Annotated in this window: 18 protein-coding genes; 5 read left to right on the top strand and 13 right to left on the bottom strand. The window is 34.2% G+C overall.

All coding sequences use genetic code 11. The annotated features are described in order from the left end of the window. The first annotated feature begins 2 nt into the window (after window positions 1-2). Together AAC601_RS10415 and AAC601_RS10410 are read left to right on the top strand one after the other, a co-directional pair. Window positions 3-800: a DUF2490 domain-containing protein gene (locus AAC601_RS10415; RefSeq protein ID WP_340153211.1), complete on the top strand. Its 798-nt coding sequence runs from the start codon at window positions 3-5 to the stop codon at window positions 798-800. Window positions 801-806: 6 nt separating this feature from the next. Continuing rightward, window positions 807-1,676, top strand: coding sequence for a hypothetical protein (locus AAC601_RS10410; RefSeq protein WP_340153210.1), 870 nt, complete (start codon window positions 807-809; stop codon window positions 1,674-1,676). Between the two features lie 31 nt (window positions 1,677-1,707). On the opposite strand, the gene AAC601_RS10405 is transcribed toward AAC601_RS10410, so the two are convergent. Continuing rightward, the gene (locus AAC601_RS10405) at window positions 1,708-2,346 is read right to left on the bottom strand and encodes an outer membrane beta-barrel protein (protein ID WP_340153209.1); all 639 of its coding nucleotides are present in this window, start codon (window positions 2,344-2,346) and stop codon (window positions 1,708-1,710) included. A gap of 256 nt (window positions 2,347-2,602) precedes the next feature. On the opposite strand from AAC601_RS10405, the gene htpG reads away from it, so the two are divergent. The 3 genes from htpG to crcB all read left to right on the top strand — a co-directional run bounded on the left by htpG (window position 2,603) and on the right by crcB (window position 5,861). Then, a complete protein-coding gene (gene htpG, locus AAC601_RS10400; RefSeq protein WP_340153208.1) occupies window positions 2,603-4,489 on the top strand; it encodes a molecular chaperone HtpG in 1,887 nt (628 codons plus the stop codon). A 116-nt stretch (window positions 4,490-4,605) separates the two neighbouring features. Continuing rightward, a complete protein-coding gene (locus tag AAC601_RS10395) occupies window positions 4,606-5,493 on the top strand; it encodes a hypothetical protein (RefSeq protein WP_340153207.1) in 888 nt (295 codons plus the stop codon). Then, entirely contained in the window at window positions 5,490-5,861 is a 372-nt protein-coding gene (gene crcB / locus AAC601_RS10390; protein WP_340153206.1) for a fluoride efflux transporter CrcB, read from the top strand. Before AAC601_RS10395 ends, crcB begins: the two co-directional genes overlap by 4 nt. 70 nt (window positions 5,862-5,931) lie before the next feature. Here crcB and AAC601_RS10385 read toward each other — a convergent pair whose 3' ends face one another. The 12 genes from AAC601_RS10385 to AAC601_RS10330 all read right to left on the bottom strand — a co-directional run bounded on the left by AAC601_RS10385 (window position 5,932) and on the right by AAC601_RS10330 (window position 17,911). After that, the gene (locus tag AAC601_RS10385) at window positions 5,932-6,861 is read right to left on the bottom strand and encodes a hypothetical protein (protein ID WP_340153205.1); all 930 of its coding nucleotides are present in this window, start codon (window positions 6,859-6,861) and stop codon (window positions 5,932-5,934) included. Window positions 6,862-7,140: 279 nt separating this feature from the next. Beyond that, entirely contained in the window at window positions 7,141-7,770 is a 630-nt protein-coding gene (locus tag AAC601_RS10380) for a hypothetical protein (protein ID WP_340153204.1), read from the bottom strand. Window positions 7,771-7,902: 132 nt separating this feature from the next. Beyond that, window positions 7,903-8,682: a hypothetical protein gene (locus AAC601_RS10375; RefSeq protein ID WP_340153203.1), complete on the bottom strand. Its 780-nt coding sequence runs from the start codon at window positions 8,680-8,682 to the stop codon at window positions 7,903-7,905. 135 nt (window positions 8,683-8,817) lie between these two features. Beyond that, the gene (locus AAC601_RS10370) at window positions 8,818-9,741 is read right to left on the bottom strand and encodes a hypothetical protein (protein ID WP_340153202.1); all 924 of its coding nucleotides are present in this window, start codon (window positions 9,739-9,741) and stop codon (window positions 8,818-8,820) included. A gap of 151 nt (window positions 9,742-9,892) precedes the next feature. Further along, the gene (locus tag AAC601_RS10365; protein ID WP_303270061.1) at window positions 9,893-10,624 is read right to left on the bottom strand and encodes a DUF6624 domain-containing protein; all 732 of its coding nucleotides are present in this window, start codon (window positions 10,622-10,624) and stop codon (window positions 9,893-9,895) included. 441 nt (window positions 10,625-11,065) lie between these two features. Next, window positions 11,066-11,689, bottom strand: coding sequence for a hypothetical protein (locus tag AAC601_RS10360; RefSeq protein ID WP_303270062.1), 624 nt, complete (start codon window positions 11,687-11,689; stop codon window positions 11,066-11,068). Window positions 11,690-12,052: 363 nt separating this feature from the next. Beyond that, entirely contained in the window at window positions 12,053-12,580 is a 528-nt protein-coding gene (locus AAC601_RS10355; protein ID WP_303270064.1) for a hypothetical protein, read from the bottom strand. Window positions 12,581-13,437: 857 nt separating this feature from the next. Next, window positions 13,438-14,220 carry a hypothetical protein gene (locus AAC601_RS10350; RefSeq protein ID WP_303270065.1) on the bottom strand — a complete coding sequence of 261 codons (783 nt, stop codon included), beginning with the start codon at window positions 14,218-14,220 and terminating at the stop codon, window positions 13,438-13,440. Between the two features lie 349 nt (window positions 14,221-14,569). Next, a complete protein-coding gene (locus AAC601_RS10345; protein WP_303270066.1) occupies window positions 14,570-14,977 on the bottom strand; it encodes a UPF0158 family protein in 408 nt (135 codons plus the stop codon). A gap of 241 nt (window positions 14,978-15,218) precedes the next feature. After that, complete coding sequence (locus tag AAC601_RS10340) at window positions 15,219-16,070, bottom strand: tetratricopeptide repeat protein (protein ID WP_303270067.1); 852 nt, start codon at window positions 16,068-16,070, stop codon at window positions 15,219-15,221. 211 nt (window positions 16,071-16,281) lie between these two features. Continuing rightward, entirely contained in the window at window positions 16,282-16,929 is a 648-nt protein-coding gene (locus tag AAC601_RS10335) for a hypothetical protein (RefSeq protein WP_303270068.1), read from the bottom strand. Window positions 16,930-17,152: 223 nt separating this feature from the next. Further along, entirely contained in the window at window positions 17,153-17,911 is a 759-nt protein-coding gene (locus AAC601_RS10330) for a hypothetical protein (protein WP_340153201.1), read from the bottom strand. Window positions 17,912-17,995: the final 84 nt, after the last annotated feature.

The following is a 17,995-nucleotide window of genomic DNA, read 5'->3' as shown; positions in this document are numbered from 1 at the left end:
GCATGAGAAAATTATTTTTAATCATATTTCTAAGTTCTTGCTTTCATATTAATGCCCAAGAACTAGAGCCTGAATTTGAAGCCATGGGAACAAATCTATGGCTTAGTTCCTACAACAAATTCAGGATCGGTGATAAATTGTATTGGGCAGGTGAAATGCATTACAGAAGAATAGGCAGTTCGACCACTCCCTATGTGGATAGAATGGCTCAAATTTATAATAGACACGGACTCAACTACGTAGTATCTCCCAATTTCAATTTTACTGTGGGGGGAGTATTTCGATTAAATTTTACACCGCAACCAGGCAATCCTGAGTATGATCCATTGTACGTAGAGCCGCGGATTTGGCACCAGTATTTGTTTGTTTTGCCCTTTCCTAGGTTTATGTTATATAATAGAATTAGAATTGAGCATAGATGGAAAAGAGGAAGCAGAACAACGCAAGATGAATTCAAATTCGGAAATCGCTGGCGTTATAATTTTTACATGAAAATACCAATAAATAATGACCAACTAAAACCTGGTACTTTTTACGTCTCTCCTAGCATGGAACTTATTATGCAAAGCGGTAAAAATGTAGTGGGGAGTTTCGTGGAAGATTTAAGACTCTACGGAAATGTTGGTTATATTGCAAGCCCTCGAGTATCTAGTTCTTTAGGATTAATGTACACTACTGGTCAAAACTTGAATGATCCTACGCTTTATAGAAGAAGACTAATTGTTAGATTAAGCACCTATATTTCTTTAGATTTCAGAAAAGAAGAACAACAAATTCCGACTATAAAACTTTCAGATTAATCGATCATGGAAAAAGTGAAAAAAATAGCGCTAATCGCATTACCCATAATCATTATCGGGTGTTTAGTGGCAATCTTCTTTATCAGCAAAAGAACAAATCATTTTCAGAGGCAAACACAAGCGAAGGAAGAACAGCTAGAAAACCTGCAAAAACAAAATGAGTTGTACAGGCAGAAATCCATGGCTGACGAGCTTTTCATCGCAGGTGAATATCAGGAAGCACTGCAAATCTATTTGCAGATAGAAGACTCAATTCAGGATAATAGCTTTATGAAGAGTCGTAAAGCAACTATTGCCAAATTCAATTCTTTGCGTTCTGAATTGGACAGTACTCAAAATATGAGTAGCTCTCAATTAGTTAGTATGGAACGTGAAATGGATAAGAGAGTAAGCGAAGTAGAAAAAGAATATGAAGAAAAGATAGCTAACCTAAAAAGTAAATATAATCAGGAAGTAAAGTCTTTAAATGTCACAATTGACCAAAAAGAAAGACAAATTCAAAATAAGGCAGAACTGGGTCGTTTAACCTTCTATAATGCAAATGGGACCAAAATAGCCTACTTTGGCGAAATGAAATTTGGAAAGGCAAATGGTGAAGGAGTAGGTCACTATAGTTCTAATAGCGTATATGATGGTGATTGGAAAAATAACATGAAACATGGTAAAGGGACGTATAAATGGGTAGATGGCCACAAATATGTAGGTGAGTATCAGAATGACAAAAGAGAAGGAGAAGGCACCTACTTCTGGAATACAGGTGAAAAATACCAAGGTGATTGGAAAAATGACAAAAGATATGGTCAAGGAACACTTTATGACAAAGACGGTAACGTAAAGCTAGAGGGTGAATGGAAAAACGATCAGTTCGTGCAGTAAAGCAGAATAAATATTAATTCGTAGTTATTAATTAATCATCTGTTGTGATCATATTCAATACTTTATCCATTTTCAATTTGGCATATAGTTGAAGTACCATGGAATAAGGAAGATCTCCACTTTCCGAGAATATGTTATTATAAGATTGTAGGGGAACAAAACTATAATTAAATCTTCCTCCCAGTGTGAAATCATCATTTAAATCATATTCCAATCCAAATAAAGTGGCATAATCCATAGCACTAACTTCCCCATATAAGCTCATATTTCGGTCTAGTCCATCTTCAAAGTATTTATAATTACCTCCTACAAAAACTGATGGTTGAATACCTAAATTAATGGTGAACTTTTCACCTACAATAATTCCAAACATCAAAGCAAAATCGAAGTAATACAAATTGATATTATTATGATTTTGCTTATCCCAATTCCAAGAGCCTTTTTGAGTAAACAATGCTTCCATTTGCACAAAAAGTCTTTCAGTAGCACCAAATTTTTTAAAGGCACCGACTTGCAAACCAGGTCTTAAACTTGTATTTCCTTGTCCGTTTATTGTAGAAATCACCACCCCCCCTTTAAGCCCATAGTCTTGAGCAAATATTTCACATGGGCTAAAAATAAGCCAAAAGGAAAGCAATGAAACAAATGTTAAAACTCCTTTCATCATCATAAAAAAATCTAATAGGTATATTCAAGTCTGAACTCAATGTAGGTGCAAATCTATCAATTATTATTGAGCAAATCTTTCTTCCATTTCCAATAATTGTGCGAAAACTGAAAATTATAGCAGTATAAATCTGTTAATTTTTCAGCACATCTTTCACAATACCCCTTTTCTCTGCCAAGCTGACAGCAAATTAATAAGAATATTTAAATGGAATAAGAATTGACACGTTGGAAATAGTTAAATCAAAACAGTAAACAAAATGCAAGAAAAAGGTAGTATTTCGATCCATTCGGAAAATATTTTTCCAATAATTAAGAAGTTTTTGTACTCGGACCATGAAGTATTTCTTCGCGAATTGGTATCCAATGCAGTAGACGCCACCCAAAAAATCAAGAGCCTCGGTACACTTGGTGAGTATGATGGTGATTTAGGAGACTTAAGCATCGAAATAAAAATAGATAAAAAGAAAAAAACTTTACATGTCATCGATAAGGGTATCGGAATGACAGGTGAAGAAATCAAAAAATATATTAACCAAATTGCCTTTTCCGGTGCTACTGAATTCGTTGAGAAATACAAAGAAAAAGGCGAAGGATCAGGCATCATCGGCCACTTTGGTTTAGGATTTTATTCAGCTTTCATGGTAGCTGATAAGGTAGAGATTAATTCTCTTTCCAGAGAAAAAGATGCTACTCCTGCAAATTGGGTTTGTGATGGAAGTACTGAATTTGAGCTTAAAGCAGGCAAAAAGAAAGAAAGAGGTACTGAGATCATCTTGCATATCAATAAAGATTCAGAGGAATTTCTAGAAGAACATAGAGTCAATGAAATATTGACCAAGTACTGTAAGTTCCTACCTGTACCTATCATTTTTGGTGAAACTGAAGAGACCATTAAAGAAGGTGAAGGAGATGATGCCAAAGAGAAAAAAGTTAATGTCCCAAAGGTAATCAACAATACAACTCCACTCTGGACAAAAGCTCCTACTGACTTGACGGACCAAGAATATAAGGATTTCTACAAAGAGCTTTATCCATTCAGTGAAGATCCATTATTCTGGATTCACCTAAATGTGGATTATCCTTTTAATTTGACAGGGATTTTGTACTTTCCAAAAATCAAAAATGATTTTGACATTCAGAAGAACAAGATTCAGCTGTACTCTCGTCAGGTATTTATCACTGATGAGGTTAAAGATGTTGTGCCAGAATTCCTGATGTTAATGCATGGAGTAATCGACTCTCCAGATATTCCATTGAACGTTTCAAGAAGTTATTTGCAAGCTGACAGTAATGTGAAGAAAATTAACAATCACATCACCAAGAAAGTAGCAGATAAACTGGCGGAATTATATAAAAATGATAGAAAATCATTTGAAGAGAAATGGGAAAGCATAGGACTTTTCGTGAAGTATGGAATGATGAGTGATGATAAATTCTACGACAAGGCTAAGAAATTCTGTTTACTCCAAAGCATAGAGCAGAACAAATATTTCACTTTAGATGAGTATAAAGAAAGCGTTGCTGGAAATCAGACAGATAAAGATGGAAATGTAACCATTCTATATGCCACCAATCCAGATAAGCAAGATGCTTACATCACATCCGCACAGAAAAAAGGCTATGATGTGGTGTTACTGGACAGCCCTATAGACAGTCATTTTATCAATCAGCTTGAGCAAAAATTGGAAAAAACCAACATGAAGCGAGTGGATGCCGATATAGTCGATAAATTGATTGATAAAGACGAAAAAGCAGAAAGTGTACTTTCAGATGATGAAAAGGAAAAGCTGAAAAAAGTATTTGAAGAAGCTATTAACAATTCGTCTATGACAGTTGCGGTGGAAGCCTTATCTCCTGACGAATTGCCCGTATCTCTAACTATGCCCGAATTTATGCGCAGAATGAAAGATATGCAGCAAACAGGCGGGGGAATGCCGTTCATGGGCGGAATGCCGGATCAGTACAATCTGACGATCAATGCTAATCATAAAATGGCTTCAAAAATCTTGAAAGCAGAAAGCGAAGATGCTCAAAAGAATATTGCTAAGCAAAATTATGATTTAGCGCTACTTTCACAAAACATGCTGAACGGCAAAGATTTAACCAACTTCATCAGCAGAAGTGTGGAAATGATGGAAAAGTGATTAATTAATAATTAGTAATTGGTTAATTAGTAATTATTAATTGTTAATTATTAATTAAAAATTTAGAGACAGCCCGAAATTTTCAATAACTTCGGGCTGTTTTCGTTTAGCACCATATGAAGAGATTCTTACTCATATCAATTATATTCATCAGTTTGCCGTTGGCATTACTTGCGCAAGAAGAAGAAATTCCTCAAGATACAGTGCCTACGCCATCAGACACCATTAAAAAAACCTTTCAATTTTTGGATGGTGCACCTGTTACTATCGATTTGAACACAGAAGAAGAGGAAGAAGATGATGATAAGGAAAAAAAGAAGGAAAAGAAAAAACGAAATTTCTATTACGACAAAAAAGTCAGAAAAAACTACACATTATCAGGCTATGGAAACAATGTAACTCGAGAGCTATTCAATTACCTTAAAAAAGAATATGTTGAGCCAGATCCTTATGTAAGAGATTTTTACTGGTATGATTTTCAACGAAAGGAAATAAGAAGCACTAAAAATGCAGATCCGAAATTTGCTGGGATTTTGCACGGTCCATATGAAAAGATGAAGGACGAGCAAGTAATTGAAAAAGGCATGTTTTGGAACGGACTCAAACATGGCCGATGGATGCGATACGATAATAACGGAATCCTTTTAGATAAACTCACCTACTTTAAAGGATGGCCAATAGATTCAAAAATCACCTATTATAATGAAGAGAAAAGAGAACATGTAAAAGAAGTAATCCCGATTGAGCATGGAGAGAAAGAAGGCACATATCTCTATTTTCATAAAAACGGGCAAATAGCAGTTCAAGGGGAATATCGATTTGACCAAAAAGTAGGACTTTGGGCTGAATACTATGACCAAAGGCGAAGGAGAAAAAAGACTATTCAATATGGAAGAGATCCGTTTGACAAAAATTTTGAACCTTACATTAATCAAGAATGGAACGCAAAGGGTGAATTAGTATATGATCGAGAGCAGTGGAATCGTAAGTTTGCATCCAAATGATCAAAAATTTGCTTTTAATAGGCTTGGGTGGTGGAATTGGAAGCATAGCTAGATATGCCACTTCTCAATTTGCCCAAAAATATCTAACCAATTTCCTACCTTACGGCACATTCATAGCCAATATCTTAGGCTCTTTGCTTATTGGTGTTTTGTTAGGCTATTTGATTGAGAACCCTTCTCAAAATTTTAAATTGTTATTGGTCACAGGCTTTTGTGGTGGCTATACCACATTTTCCACTTTTACTTATGAGAATTTCAACTATTTGCAAAATGGACAAATTGGGATGTTTTTGCTGTATGCATCGGGAAGTATTATGCTAGGTTTGATAGCTGTACTTGTAGGCTTTAGTTTAGTTAAATTATTTTGATGATAGACTACTTTACGCAATGAAAAAATCTTTTCCAAAGTCATAAACTTTGGAAAAGACTAAGTCAGTATCAATTAGAACTAGCACCCTTTTCTTCTCCTTCTTTCTCAGGTACAAGTTTTTTCAAGCGTTCTAGTTCCGTCTTTATCTCTTCATTTTCAGAGTTTAAAGAAACCGCCTTTTCATATTCTTTTATTGCTTCTGAGTAATTCTCCATTTCAGTCAATAATTCTGCATAAGTTTTATGAGTCCACCAATTTCCAGGATTATAATAAGTGTTGAATTGAAAAACCAACAATGCCTCTTTTTTTCGATCTGAAGTAGAAAGCACCCTTCCCAGTGTATTTAACTCAACATAACGACCTACTTTGTAATAAGCTGTTTGGTAAATATTTTGAATATCCTGATATACTTCATCCATAGTCATGCTGTCAAAAACCTGCAGCATATAATTGGCTCCGGCATAATTGGGCGCTGATGGATATCCTAAGGCTATTTGGGCTACATCCGTTAACAAATCGGTACTTGGCGATTCGACTATTCTAGCATATTCTTTTCCATTTTCTTTAAATATAAAAGTAGGTACACGATGAATATTTAATCCTTGCTCCTCGCGCTTTGGACCTTGTTTATAGTCATCTCCAGACCCATGTAAAGCAGTAAACTTTAATTGATCTCTACTTAAACCAAGCTGATCCCACAGCTTTACGAACTGTGGTACCCATTCTTGACTATCACCACACCAGGTGCCTAGATAAATTTCAACTTGATCATCTTTTAGGTTTTGAGCCCAATCATAATTCTTTCTTTCGGTTGTAAAACCCTCATAGCTTTCATTATACCAGCTAGAAAAGGTAGTGTCCTCTTTTAAATATTCAATTGGGAATTCTCCCCAGATATGCTTATCGCCTTCCTCAGTATTATAAAACTGAATTTCTTGGGCTTGGGAAGTATTAAATGCAATTAGTAGGGTAATTATTAAGGTAGATAGATTCTTCACAATTTTTTTAAGCTTGTTTCAAAAAGAATTTAAAAATACTAAAGTAATTATAATTAACTCTAATCGTGAATAATTATTGTGAGGAAATGATTTGAGTATTAATAAATGTGAGAAATGATAATTTGGGAACAAGCTTAAAAAGCCAGACTAGAATTGCTTTATCTTTTACTGAAAATAGCTTTCTAATGGTCTTTTCCTCAGATAGAGTTTACATTATTGCAAAATCGAAAAGCTGACTACTTACATTACCCTTACGTCTATATCCTTTGATAATCTTCATTAAAACCCATCTAATTCAGCTTTTAAATTTTCTGTGGCTTGTTGTTCATAATTATTGAGGAATTCTTCAGTTTTAAATATGCTAGGCATGTTAAGAAAGTGCTGAATCACTTTCTTCCTCCCCATTTTGTATAGAAAATCAGGATACATTGCATATTCCTTTCTGATTTTCATTATATATGCCTTATAGATTTCAGGTGAATCTCCTAAAATGGCAAGGTCAAAGTCCAAAAGGAAATTGGTGTCTTGGCTTGCATTCCTTTTATGTTCTTTAGTGGCCATGATTTGGTCTTTGCATACTAGTATCTTATCGCTTGGCACTCCAAGTTTGTTCAATCGATCAGTAGCAATCTCAGCACTTTTTTTCTCATTATCCTGTCTTTTAATATTGTGGAAAATATCATGATAGAAAATGGAAAACAAAATGCTGTCAAAATCTTTAATTTTATGCTTGTATCTGACTGCTTTGTTGATCATGAATTCCAAATGAGACAGATTGTGGTAATGCCGATTGCTTTTGGTGTAAGCCCTTTCAATCTCCTGCCATACTTCTTCTATCATTTCGAGCTTGTCGGTGTATGTTGAGGTTAGGGCTTGCCATGTGGATTTTAGATTTTTTGGATTTCTCAATAAGATAGATTTTTGTAAAACCAAACGTTTTTGAAAGGGGTTTGTGATATTAAACACATTTCATTAAATTGATATGTGGCAGTAAACCCTAATAAACCTCCCTAGATATTCTATGCCCCATGAATTCGGTGGTTAGTATTTATATCTAAAAACATAATTTCCATAACAAATATCATATCCTGGGTCAATGCCAAAATAGTAAGTTCTTTTTTCAACTAATTTGTTACCCACATAATCATTTTCTTCAATAATATTATCTCCATCTTTGACTTGAATTAATCTATTTTGTGAATCATAGCTGTATGTTTTTAAATACAATAATCCTCCCGATTTATTCTCCTTCTTTTCTTCAATTAATAAATCTCCTGAATATTTATAATAGGTGAAATGGTGTTTTTGTCCATTTTTGGTATAATCAATTTTAGATACAATCTTACCATTATTGTACTCGTATGTGTTAAATCCACCCCAATATTCCCACTCTTTTACTAATTGGTTGTTTTCATATTCTCTTGGAGCTTCACTTTCACTTTGATTTGTTATTTGACCATCAATATCATAGTAAATGAATTTGTATAAAATATTGATCAATAGGTTATTCTCATTATAAAGAAAATTCTTTTCTGTTTTTCTCAAGTCTGACATATATATTTCGGATACCATCTGATTATCTGAATTATACTCAAAAGTAGTATTGCTATGAATTTCTCCATTTTGAAATAAAGTTTCTTTTATAAGATTATTTTTTTCATACTCGTACTCTACTAATCTTAAAGTATCACCTATTGAAGCTTGACAGGAGACTATCATAAAAATTGGATTATCCGTTTCGGCAGGAATTAATAAATCACCATCTTTTGAACAAGATAAAGAAATCAAGAAAAGTGATGCTTTCATTAAAAAATTTCTCATTTCAATCTTATGTTTATTTACTGATTTGGGATTGGGTTGTTTGAGAAGGCACATCGCCTACAAATTTTCTTTAATATAATCATTTTCAGCTTTAGTACTATCTAGCCGATAGCCTATCCTTTGCGATAGTACCGTTTATTGATATTTTAATCTATTACCTCGATTCTTAATAAACTCACCTGTTTCTGTGTCAATCCCCAACAATTGAGTCCAAGAATTGTCTGTGTCCGGGACGAAGCTAGAGACAACATAATATATTTTGTTATCTAATGAAATTGGCACTGGTTGCATCCCGCCAATATAGTATTCAAATAGTGTATCAGTCACAACCCCATTTTTAAGTAAAAATATTCTGTGTTTGTATTGCTCGTCTGAAAAAGAAATCAAATTGAGTATATCTCCTTCATAGTAGAGTTTGAATGTCTTACCAATGTTCAAAGTCTCTACATCTAATTTCAAGTCCCTAATCAGAGTATTTTCAGTTTCTATGAATGAAGGTGACTTTTTGAGGTCTTTCAAATCGTATGACTTACTGATAGCTATTTTCCCTGCTAATTTTATTGGATGACTGTAACTAGCTACATATTTAGATTCTATCATAGCGTCCAAATATTCGATATTTTGAAGAGCAATGCTGTCCATTAATTCCTGCCTCTCATCAAATACATATATTGAATCTAATAATTCTACTTCTAAATGTCTTTTAGCAATATCATAAGGTACATTCGTCCTAGTCATTTCTTGACCTTCGTAAATAATCTCACCATGATTTTCAGCTATTAAATATGGAGTGTTATCAGTGAAGCCTTCTGCATAAAATAGGTCAATATAATAGTCTTCTGATTCATAAAAACTATTGATAATACCAACGTAAAGGGCGTTTTCTGCGATGTCTGAATCCTTTTTAATTAAGATGCTATCTGAATTAGTTTCTTCTGCAATTATTGAATCTTTTTTAATACTTTCTAATTGTCCTTCAGTTCTATTAGAGCTATCCTTATTATCGCATGAAGCAAAAAAAAGAAAAACGATTAAAAGTATGTATATTGATTTATTCATGGCTCTGAAATTGGTGCTAACGTTGGGAATATGGAGCGTTGGGCACTTCAAGGCTCCAAACTACCAATTCCCTACATATTTTATTACATGGAAGCATTGTCAGTTTTAGCATTATATGCTCAGTGACCTATATTTAGTGTTACACACTTTATTATTCATTTGGCACCTTGTACAGCTTTGGTTCGGTAATCCCTTTTTTTAACATGTTCTCTTTGTTCATCTCAAAGTGGCTAACAGTCATTCGGTTAAGATATTCCTCAATTGATTCTAGACCAACTTCTGCTCTTCTCTCATTTACATTAGCACTATCCTCTAAAGGTCGAGAGATTGCTTGTCCATATTCGTTGTAGCTTACCTGGGTTCCGTAAATAATTTTCTTTCCTAAGTTTTTGTTAACTCGGTCAGTTAGGTAGGCATAGTTTCTTTTACTTGCATTCCCCTTCTCCATTTTAATTCTCATGTCAGCTAAAACTTTTCCCTGAAAATCAGGATTATGGTCTGAATGCTGAACCATTAACCAAAAATTAAACGAGCCCTCCTCTCCAGCTAAGTCGAAGCCAACAAAGCCGAGTTTGTCAAAAATTTCTTTTAGGCGAATTTGATGAGTCGTGAAGACACTATCTTTAAAAGAATTCCATTCTTCATTTGTCATTTCCTTGTACTTCCCTTGCGGTATGTATGCAGCTATTTGGTCTATTTCAGCCATTTTTCTTAGTTCATCCTGAAGCTTTTGATTAAACTCAACTGGAGATTCGTTCTTTGTCTCTTCTTGTTTTCTGTCACAAGATTGAAACATTAGCAAGGTAATAAAAGCGATTAAAGTGATTCTTTTTGTTCTAGGTAGCATATGGATTAAGGGTTGATTAAGTTTTTGAAAATTCATTTTCTGTAAATATCTCTTTTTATTCCATTCTATTACCAGTTCATGTTCTTCATCCAGCTAGCTAGATGATTTGGTTGGCTTTAGAACGATATGGCTAAAAACTGTGGCGGATGTAAACCACATTAATAGCTACTTCAAATAAAGGTAATAAAAAGCGACAAATTTTCAATTAACTGCAAGCCCGCCATTGGTTTTAGCTGATGTTAGCATTTTTATATATTTTACTTTGTTGCATTTATCAGATTCATAATGAATTAGGAGCAGTTTGTTCACTGAAAATTTTTAAGGGAGCCCAAAGCTTTAGATTAAAGAGGGATTACTAATTTGGGAATTCCGATGTGCTTTACTAAAATTATTATTGCTGTAATAAGAAACTAAAGAGTATAATTGAAACCAAAGCTAAAATTGCTCTGATGAAGAGGAGTGAGCTAAGAGTAGTTACTAATTACTTATAAGCTTAAACTTCAATCCATTTTCTGTATCATCAAAGCCAACAATTCCATTATCCATATCATAATAAACTTTATCTATTTTTGCATCCTTATAAGGAGTAAAGTAGTCATTCGGATTTACTACTTTTACTTTTGAATATTGTATATCGTTAATTACCATTTCAGCTAAATTTTGAAAGGGAGATTCTTCCTCAAAACCGCTTCCAAGGCACCCTATTTCATCATAAAAAGGTAATGACAAGTCTGCGACTAAGCTTCCTTCAGCAGTTTTATTTATGTTGATTGATATAAAATTACAATCTTCATTATTCCCATTATCTAAAATTTCAAGCGAAATCCATAATTCATCATAGTAGTAACTTTCCTTTTGAGAGGTATTCACAATTAAGTCCCAACTGCTATTAAACTTCTTTTCAAGGTCATACCACTTTGGTCTTATCTTAACTGTATCATTTTGATTATTTATAAAAGTGAAGACTTTTCCAATTTCTTCGTATTGCTGTGGAATATACTGATAGTCAGAGCTGTTAAAACTTTGATAGGGATAGTCATCATTTTCCTGGCACGAAAAAAATAAAATAGATATCCCTAATATTAAAAATATACACTTCATATTCTATTGCGTCTATGAAAAAGTAAAAATTTTATGCTTTAACTCAATTTAAAAATTTTAAAGATTAAGTCATAGCCTCACGGCTTTTATCTTGCACTCTTCTAAATGAATGCTAACGACAGTATAAAACCCGGTTGTTTTACTGGTCTATGAAATACTGAAAGTAGTAATTTATGCTTTCCCCTCAAACTGATGCTCTTCATTAATTGCAAAAGCTTAGATTAATTAAGCACTAGACTTGAACAAAGCACTATCTTTAGTTGCCAGCTATGAAAAGTAAGCATAAATTACGGGCTATTTAGTAGTTAACTCACTACAAGGTGGTGAGCAAATGGGTTTTATATGATGTTATAAGGATTTTTTTCAGTCGAACTTTTTTGCTTTAAGAATAACTCCTACTTCTTTGTCTTCCAACTCATATTGATTCTTTAATTCTGTGGAATCAATTATTTTTAGGCGCTTCAAATTTTTACTGTCAAGCATTGACAGTTTACCTTCATAATCTTCTTTAAGGATTTCATCATTTAAAATATATTGAATCTCGCCTCTGTCGGTTTTTGCTAACATTATTTCATAGTCAGAAGAAAATTCACTTAAAAATTCTTCCGCTTTCGTGAGTGCGAAACTTTTTGTCCGAACAACAATCGCTCCATCTTCAGCTATTTCACCATATTTACTTACCGCTTCTTTTCCGTAGAAAGTTGTCAAGGTTGCTATAATTGATGGGTCATATTTACCCAAATCACTTTTGTCAACAGGTTTACCATCAATGATGAAGTACGGATCAGGGCCTAATTTTTCTACCACTTCTTGAGGTGTTGGCTTTGAAGTCTTACAACTTGGAAGAGCAATAAGTACTGCAAGCGTAATAAATAAAATTCTTTTTAACATACATGTGAGATTTACGATTCCTTATAACGGGCGCGTATAAAAATCCGTGCGCCCCCGATTTTTCAAAGTGTTAAAGTAGCAATTTTTCACTTACTGCCAATTGCCTGGTTTCTTTTTCTACTTTGGTAGCTACAGAAATAGTATGCTGATTGCCAAAAATTGCGGTCGTAAGGCAGATTGCTTATTCTGGCTACTTAAGCGCATGGTTTTTATATTGTGTTAGCAAGCCGTATTTAAAAATGTCTCCACGCTAAGGTACACCGCTTGCAGATAAACTGGCGATCCTATGATTGATGAAATCACTAAAACGCTGTCCGGCAGGCGGGTGATGAACCTCCCGCAAATTGAAACTAAGCGCTGATAGCTAAAAGTAAATCAGTTGTGATCAACGACACTAGCCCATTTTCTTCCCTTCAGTTACGAGGAAATCGAGCATGATTTGCATAGAATTGTGCTCTGTATGACTCGGGAGATTATAGAAACTACAAAGAAAAGGGCGTTTTAGGTAAAAGTAAAGTTTGCTGGCTAGGTGTACGGGTCGAAATCGTTACATCTAATTTTAGGTACAGTGATTGACTGGAGAGGATGGCTATGAAAAACATTTCTTGGGTAAAGCAGACATAATGCTTGCTAACGCCAACCTAAAATGCGTTTGCCACACCTCGCTGACGAAGTACTAAAGTAGCAAAGCCAAACCATAACTACAATTGCAAAGCAGTAAAAGGAGAGAAACACTTTGACTGGATTCTCTTTAAATGAAACTAAATGTTTGGCTTTGTGGCGATGTACCTCTTCACTTTGCTAAAAGCAGTAAGCAAATGCATTTTGAGGTAATGTTAGTGATCTTTTTAATTTCCTTACCAATATTCAATTGTTGCATTATGAATTTTTTCTTCCTTCGCAATAAAGTCATATTCTATTATCTTGCGTAGATAACCATCTCTTCTGTAAAAATGCGTTTCATTTATTAGCATGTATGTTGGAGAATCTAAGCGCTTAGAATAGGAGGCGGTTCGAAAATGTCCAGTTTCATTATAATTAAACCTTAAACTATCCCTGGTCGAATTAGAATAGTTTGTTATTGTCTCGTAAATTTTACGTTTTGATTTATCATAGGAAATGTCTTTTCGATTTATCAACTTATTAGTGCTGTCAATTTTTATGTAAACTTTAGCAGATAGCAACAGAGAATCTTTAAATGTTCGTTTTTCATAACCTAAAAATTCACCTTTAGAATTAAGTGTTGAGATCTTTAAGGGTTTACCAAAATCATTCCTGCTGTCAATTACATAGCGTGAGATTAATGTATCACCGTCTGAATAGATTCTTGTCTTGATTAATACATTATCAGCGTATTCATGGAATTTTTCAGTTTTGATATTAGGCTGTATTTCAGAGTATTCATATGCAACTTGATTGTTATTATACTGCTTAATTCCGAATCCATAATCTTGGGCATATACTGAACTATCATAAGTCAATTCACCAGCCGAATCATATACTTCTAATTTTTCAAATTTTGCAATAGTGGAATCTCTATCCTTATAAGTGATTGTCCACACTCTTTGCTTGATAGTCTCATTATCCTTGTATGAGCAAGCAACAATTACTATAACAATGTAAGGTAAGATTTTCTTCAATGAGACTGCTTTATGATCACTAACGCCTACATAAAACCTGTTTGCCTATGTAAGCTATGAAAAGCTAAACTAAGCAATTTATGCGGTTTCCACCAAGGCACAATGTTGATTAAAGTGATGCTGTCCCAATACAGCGAGTCCAGTGGGTCGGTAAAAAATGGTCCGCCCGATGATGGCAAGTAGTTGAGTTAACTGAATTACTATAAAAGCTGGCGAGCCCTACAATGTCCAGGCCCCCGTTGATGAAGTAGCCACAAAGTGAAAGCATAAATTGCTGGCTACTTACTACAGACTTTGCTACAGGGTGCTGAGCAAATAGGTTTTATGTTATGTTGTGCACAGTGATTTACTATTCTGCTATCTGCTGTCTGACCCAGTCCATCATGGCTGACTGCTTGAATTTATACCAGTCGTCCAGATAATTTAAGTACTGAATTTGATGCTTAAAATTCTGAAATGGTTTTGGCTGAGCTAATGTATCTACCAGCTTTTCAGATATTGTTGTGTCCTGTATTGAGTGCGCAAAATTAGCCATGACCTTATAACTGTCACGACTGTCCATTAGCTCAAATCTCATGAAATTATTACTATCTTTCTTGATGTATGAGATTATATCTTTCCATTTGTCGGGGTCAAAAAATGGAGAGTCAGGGTCTGTATGATGTTCTATTTGCCCTGTCTGCTTATGGAAATAGCAAATTTGTCCTGCATCTAGGAGGTCAGCTATTTCTGCTATATGTTTGTTGGATATCTTCACTTGCTCAGAGTAAGTGTAAAGGATGTGACTTTAACTTTTGTAAAGCATATCCCTTTAACTTAGTACGACATTGTGCACAACGCCAAGCTATAATGAGTGGGGCTTAGAAAACACTAAGCTTGCCATTTGCACACAGCCACAGCAATTAATAAATTTACACATTGTGGCTGACTTTCCAAGTGCTGCCAAAACTTTCCTGACTGATGAAACCCCATTCATTCATAGGTGATGTTAGCTTCTTTCATTTTTCTAAATATTTTTCAAAAAGCGGATGTGTCCTTATTACCTTTTGCCATTTTTCTTGGTTGTTAAGTTCTAAATTTTCTTTAAATTCTGGGTTTCCAATTGCAAAAAGACTATAGTCTAAAACTTCTATTTTTTTGCCTAAAAATTTGATGGAAGCGTTGTCCTCATCCTTAATATTTAACGATTCGTACGCATTTCCTATAATTTCCTTTAACTCTTCTTTCGAATATTGTTCTTCTAGTACTACAGTAAGAGTTTCAATTATGGATTGATTACTTGTTAAGCCATTGTCAAACATATAGGGCAAAAGCTGATTAATTGCTTTCTTAGTTTTTCCTTGTCCATGATAAAGTTTGGCATAAGATTCGGCTGTATATAGACGGCTTGCCATCATTTCATTACCTCCAAAGTGCTTATATTCATACTTTTTGTCAAATAGTTTAATGTATTTTTCTGCCTTCTCGAAGTCTTTAGCATTTAGATAAATTTCTGCTAAATGAGAAGCACTACGATGTTTATATAAAGTATATTGCTCCATAAGTCCTCCAGCTTCGTCTTTTTCAGTGAAATCGGATGCTAAAATTTCTTCGAAAACTAAGATAGCTTCATCGTCTCTGTCAAGGTCTCGAAGAATGTAGCCGATATTATATTTTGCTCTTGGAAATAAAGGAGATTTAGGATACTTTTCTGCAAATTGTTTAAATTTCACCAAGGCAGAATCATACTCTTCGTCATAGTAGATATCTAAGGCTTCATCAAACAATATTTGGTCAGGGCGCATATCCGTCTCTTGTCCAAAAATTGGCAGATATATAAAAATGGCTAATAGTGTGAATATAATTTTCATTGCTGAATTGAAGCTAACGCCACTGTATAAATTCGTGGCTGATTAAAAGTATAAAAATTTGCTTTATCTACCGAGGCAATCCGCAGGATTGGCTTGTTAATTTAACTTTTACCAATAAGGCAATCCTGCGGATTGACGGGCTTTCTACAAAGAGCTGGATGAACAATAACCTACTAACAGCCATGATTTATACAGGATGTTAGAGTGCGTATTATTCGATTCCTGAGTATTTTATAGTTCTTATACTGTCTAAATGGGTAAGCTCAAAATGGCCACCATCTTTGATTTCAATTCTAGATGTAATCGAGTCAATCTCATAGGTCGTACTATCAGAATAATAGTCAATGATTTCAGTAGTGTAAATTTTGGTTCTAAGATATTCTGTAGGTGAAATCGTTTTGGTATACATGTTTGTACTTCCTACAATTTCAGTGTCTCCAGCAGCTTCAAGCAATTCTCCCCAGTCGTCAGCAATAATTACTTTATCAGCAATATGAGAATCTTCATTTATGGTAAGCAAATGGATTCTATTCCAATGATCAGCATTAGTTCTAATTGCGACTACTTGAAAATCATTCACTTTTGGTTGAATTGAGTAAAGAGAAGCCGAATATAGTCTATCACCATCATTAACGAAAGGAACGTAACTGTCTGTCCACTTAAGCATGACAGAATCAAGTTGATATTTTTCGTCCAGCTTATCCCTTAATGTTAAAATGGTCTTGTTTTTAAACTGAGCATCTAAAGATGATTCTTTTGTCTCATTAAATGCATTTTCAGTTTGCTTATCCTCAGTCGCTGAATTATTGCATCCTGAAAGAATGAGTACTGCTAAAATTATTATTCTGGAAATTCCCATTTTGATTGGTGGTTGATGCACTCTAACACCACTGTATAAATTCGTGGCTGATTAAAAGTATAAAAATTTCAATTAACTACCGAGGCAATCCGAAGGATTGGCTTATTAAATTAATTTTTCACAAATAAGGCAATCCTGCGGATTGCCGGGCTTTCTACAAAGAGCCAAAGGAACAATAACTTACTAACAGCCATGATTTATGACAGGATGTTATGCTTATTTTTTACCACCAATTTTCTTTTTCTAATTCTCGCGCTCTTTTGGTTTTAGCTTCGCTAGGGTCTCCGTATTGATCAAGATAAGTCTGCCAGCCCTTATTAAGATATTCCTTACTTGGGAAAAACTCGCCAGCTCCATTATCAAGATCACCGCTATTAGGAATTCTGTAATCACCCCAATTGCAGATATATTCTTTCCCCGAATTGTAACTTATCCAGACTCCTTCAAATTGATTATTTGAAAATCCATCTGCTGCTAGCATCATACCATCATATTCAACCTTTTCTTCCTCATTCTGTAACCAGCTAGAAGTAAATTGTCCTTCGAATTTTCCAGAACCATTGTTTTTTGTGTCTTCAAAAAAGATATATTTACCAGTAATCTCTCCACGATTGAATTCTGGAAATTCGTGTCTTTTAAATTCAATAATTTTGTCAATAGCAAGTTTGCCTTGAAATACTGAAACATTGTCTTTGAGTTTTGTTTTTCCATATACGAAATATTCTAATGGATTTTCTTGGTCCTGAATTACAGAAATGAAATGCACAAAGACTCTTTGATAATTGCCACCAAAATATCCTATTGGCTCAACCCGATTGTATTTTTCCCTTCGATTGTCCGAATAAAACTCATCGCCTATAAATACAGGACTAAAGTCTAATTTTTTATATTCCACTGTTTTATCAATTGAATTATTAGTCGTCTGGGCAAAAGAAGATAAAGCCAAAAATAATAAAGGAAATAGAGCTAAAATTTTATTCATTGTATGAGTAATTAAGCATAACAAGTGAATATAGTCACCCCCTGGTGACTATATATACCTTATGTCAGGCAATCTAATAAATTA

The organism is uncultured Marivirga sp., assembly GCF_963974845.1.
Lineage (GTDB): Bacteria > Bacteroidota > Bacteroidia > Cytophagales > Cyclobacteriaceae > Marivirga > Marivirga harenae.
This window is presented reverse-complemented; position numbering and strand designations above follow the sequence as displayed.

Coding starts and splice junctions, on each gene's coding strand:
- AAC601_RS10415 (WP_340153211.1), top strand. CDS start 3: ATGAGAAAATTATTTTTAATCATATTTCTAAGTTCTTGCTTTCATATT.
- AAC601_RS10410 (WP_340153210.1), top strand. CDS start 807: ATGGAAAAAGTGAAAAAAATAGCGCTAATCGCATTACCCATAATCATT.
- AAC601_RS10405 (WP_340153209.1), bottom strand. CDS start 2,346: ATGATGATGAAAGGAGTTTTAACATTTGTTTCATTGCTTTCCTTTTGG.
- htpG (WP_340153208.1), top strand. CDS start 2,603: ATGCAAGAAAAAGGTAGTATTTCGATCCATTCGGAAAATATTTTTCCA.
- AAC601_RS10395 (WP_340153207.1), top strand. CDS start 4,606: ATGAAGAGATTCTTACTCATATCAATTATATTCATCAGTTTGCCGTTG.
- crcB (WP_340153206.1), top strand. CDS start 5,490: ATGATCAAAAATTTGCTTTTAATAGGCTTGGGTGGTGGAATTGGAAGC.
- AAC601_RS10375 (WP_340153203.1), bottom strand. CDS start 8,682: ATGAGAAATTTTTTAATGAAAGCATCACTTTTCTTGATTTCTTTATCT.
- AAC601_RS10370 (WP_340153202.1), bottom strand. CDS start 9,741: ATGAATAAATCAATATACATACTTTTAATCGTTTTTCTTTTTTTTGCT.
- AAC601_RS10365 (WP_303270061.1), bottom strand. CDS start 10,624: ATGAATTTTCAAAAACTTAATCAACCCTTAATCCATATGCTACCTAGA.
- AAC601_RS10360 (WP_303270062.1), bottom strand. CDS start 11,689: ATGAAGTGTATATTTTTAATATTAGGGATATCTATTTTATTTTTTTCG.
- AAC601_RS10355 (WP_303270064.1), bottom strand. CDS start 12,580: ATGTTAAAAAGAATTTTATTTATTACGCTTGCAGTACTTATTGCTCTT.
- AAC601_RS10340 (WP_303270067.1), bottom strand. CDS start 16,070: ATGAAAATTATATTCACACTATTAGCCATTTTTATATATCTGCCAATT.
- AAC601_RS10335 (WP_303270068.1), bottom strand. CDS start 16,929: ATGGGAATTTCCAGAATAATAATTTTAGCAGTACTCATTCTTTCAGGA.
- AAC601_RS10330 (WP_340153201.1), bottom strand. CDS start 17,911: ATGAATAAAATTTTAGCTCTATTTCCTTTATTATTTTTGGCTTTATCT.